The following is a 3,262-nucleotide window of genomic DNA, read 5'->3' on the forward strand; positions in this document are numbered from 1 at the left end:
TTTGAGGTCAGGTGTGAAACTGTTGCAGGCCGCCAGGAGCAATGTCATGGTGAACGTCAAACCAAGCGCTTTTTTATACATTCATCACCTCACAAAAAGCCCCAGATCCAAACAAGTTCAAAGACTTCTTCTGAAGCCTTCTGAATCATTTTGCTTTTTGTGAGATGAGCATATCCCCATCAGCAAAAGCATGTCAATCGCAGATCTTTTCAAATCTTACAGACATGAATATTTTATATGCCATCTTTTATACGTGATGCATGATTTTAACCAAATTGTCCAGCAATCAACCTCATTAACCATTGTCTCTTTAGGTTTTCAGGCAAGAACAGGGGGCATTTTTGCAAAATTCCTCATTTTCTTCACCTAAAAGCAATGAGGAGCAGAGAAAATTCTCTGCTCCTCATTGCTTAAAATCTCAGTTTTTTGAGTTCTTGATGTAGAAAACAGGTGAAGTCCAGCTGTCCCAGTGTGCGGGATTCTGGGCATCCCCTGCGGCACGCAAGGCACGGACCTGAATGCGGTAAGCACCATCCGGCACCACTTTGGTGACAGGCACACCAGCTTTCAGCTGGGCAGCCTTCAGGCTTCCATTCCAGTCGAAGATGTGTACTCCGCCAGCAGTGCTGTTGCGGTAGTAGTGGTTGATTTCCGAAATGACACTGCCGGTGCTGTACAGGGGTTGACCGGTCTGGCCATTGACCAGTTCAAAGACCACTTTCTCTGCAGGGTATTCCAGGTGGAAAGCCACTGCAGGCTTGTAACCTTCAGCCAGGTTGAATTCGGTTCCTTCGGTGTCAATGTAGAATTCTTTGTCTTCAGGATCGATGTAACCAAAGTAGGTGGTGGTGAGAGACGCCTCAGCCTGGTAATCTCCCTTGAAGCCCATGTAGGGCACCCTCAGGGTGGCAGCACCTGCTGCAGTCATGGTGATGTATCCACCAAAAACCGTTCCATTGGCATCCTGCGCAGAGGGGGTGATCTGAACACTCACCACTGCACTGCCTCCGGGAGCAATGCTGATCTTGTTGGTGCTCAAGACAGCCGTGGCTGCCTTGTCGCTGTACTTGCCAGGCTGCACCCCGACCGTGCCCACTGCAGGCTGGTGCACGATGTCATAGGTGACCGTTTTGATGCCCCTGTTGGACACCCGGATGGTTTTGGTGATGGTGCCTTCCACATCCCCAAGGGGCAAACGGCTGGGCTCGGCCAGGGTGGTGCTCACAATGCTGTGGGCCACATTCATGATGCCTGCGCCCTGGCGGTTGGTGGAATCCAGCAGGGTGGTTCCGGGGAACACCGTGGGAACAGAGTGGTTCTGCAACAGGGTCCGAACCTGTTCCTGTTGGCCTTTCAGGCTGGGCTTGGCTTCCAGCATCAGGGCAATGGCACCTGCCACATGGGGGGCAGCCATGGACGTTCCACTGAGGGTGGCATATCCACCTTTCTCCAGCGGATAGGTGGAATAGATCAGGTTGCCAGGAGCACCCAGATCAGGCTTGAATTTCAGGGTCTGGTTGGGACCATAGGAAGAGCTGAGGGCCACCAGATCGGCCCGGGGGTTGGGGAAGCGGGCCACTCCAGCTTTCCACTCCAGGGTGGTGGTTCCAGCAGCAATCATGGCGTCAAGTTTCTCACCATCTTCCTTGGTGACAGCCACCACAGGAATGGTGATGGGGGTGGTACCCACCACAGTGGGGCTGATGGCACCGGGCTGGTTGTTGTAGATCACCACTGCAGCAGCTCCAGCATTCTGTGCGTTCACCGTCTTGATGTGGAAACTGCAGGTTCCGCGACGGATCAGGGCCACTTTGCCTTTCAGGCTCCCTGCAGGCAGCGCATTGCAAGCGTCATTGGTGGTGGAGGAGGTGCCTGTTCTGGCGAATTCCAGGGTGCCAGAGGTGGGCAGGGGTGCTGCACCTGTTGCATTTGTCAGGGAGACGGCTTTCCCATTTGCATTGAAGAAAGGCGTCATCATGCTGACGTTCTCAAAGTTTGCCACGGCAATGGTGGATTCCAGAGCAGAGTTGAAGCCACTGGCAAAGGCACCAAGGTCTCCGTTGTTTCCTGCAGAGACCACCACAATCAGACCATCTTGAATGGCCTTGTTGAGGGCCTTGCTGTAGGGATCGGTGTCCTCGAACCAGGAACCGAAAGAGCCAATGCTCATGTTGATGATGTCCATGTCATCGGCCTGGGCCTGTTCCAGCGCAGCGAGCATCACATCATCTCCGGTGGAGCCTTCGCAGCCAAACACTTTGTATGCCCCGAAAGTCACATCAGGTGCCACACCTGTGACTTTCCCTTTGGCGCCGACAATGCCCGCCACGTGGGTGCCGTGACCGCCACAGTCATCCGCTATGGGATCTGGCTTGGTGACAGGGTTGTAGGGGGCCTCCTCTCCATCAGGGTCAGGGTTGTAGGTGTCGCCCACAAAGTCTTTCTGGGCCACAATGCGGCCTTTGAAATCCGGGTGGTCCACATCAATCCCGGAATCAATGATGCCCACCTTGATGCCTTTTCCGGTCAGACCGAGCTCAGTGCGGGCCACATCCACACCAGTCTGTGAGGTGGCAGTGTCAATTTCAGGGCTGATGGGAGGCTGGGGTTTGAGGCTCTCCAGTTTGTAGAGTTTGACCGGATACACTGCTTTTACACCAGGCAGACTGGCAATGTCTCCGATGCTCTGGTCGGTGGTGGTGATGGACACCCCATTGAACAGGCGGCTATAGGCGTAGTTCTGTTTTACAGAAATGCCCTGCTCAGCAGCCAGGCGGGTGAAAGACTGAGCCGAAAGCTTCTGGACTCCAGCCTGATTTTCAAATTCAACAAACCAGCGTCCAGGGCTCTGGTTGACCAGATCTTTGTTCAGGGTGCCCTGCGGAGCATGTGCAACGGGCAGAGGTGACACTGTGGGCTGGACACTGCTTCCACAGCTGGCCAGAAGTGCGGTCAGGGTCAACAGGACCAGTGAGGGATAGGGTTGCTTTTTCACTGCATGCTCCTTAAGGATTGACCACGCTCAGGCGAACGCGGTAAGTGTTGCTGGCCTTGTTGTCCTCAAAACCATTGGCGATGCGGGCACTGGTGACTTTCACGTAATACGTGGCATCATCGGTCAGCGTCATGGTGATGGCAGAGCCCATGTTGTTGTTGTTGCTGAGGTCTGCATCATCGTTGCTTGCAATGGGTGAGGTGGCAATGTTCACAATGGGTGGGTACAGGTAGGCCATGGAGTCCAGGGTGGAGTTGGCGTATGCCG

The 3,262-nt window shown here is 54.2% G+C and carries 2 protein-coding genes; both read right to left on the bottom strand.

From position 1 onward, the window contains the following. Positions 1-418: 418 nt before the first annotated feature. Positions 419-2,995 carry a S8 family serine peptidase gene (locus tag DC3_RS30090; RefSeq protein ID WP_146892214.1) on the bottom strand — a complete coding sequence of 859 codons (2,577 nt, stop codon included), beginning with the start codon at positions 2,993-2,995 and terminating at the stop codon, positions 419-421. Positions 2,996-3,005: 10 nt separating this feature from the next. Next, on the bottom strand, positions 3,006-3,262 hold a 257-nt coding region (locus DC3_RS28655; RefSeq protein ID WP_222594854.1), incomplete at its 5' end, for a hypothetical protein.

The organism is Deinococcus cellulosilyticus NBRC 106333 = KACC 11606, assembly GCF_007990775.1.
Lineage (GTDB): Bacteria > Deinococcota > Deinococci > Deinococcales > Deinococcaceae > Deinococcus_C > Deinococcus_C cellulosilyticus.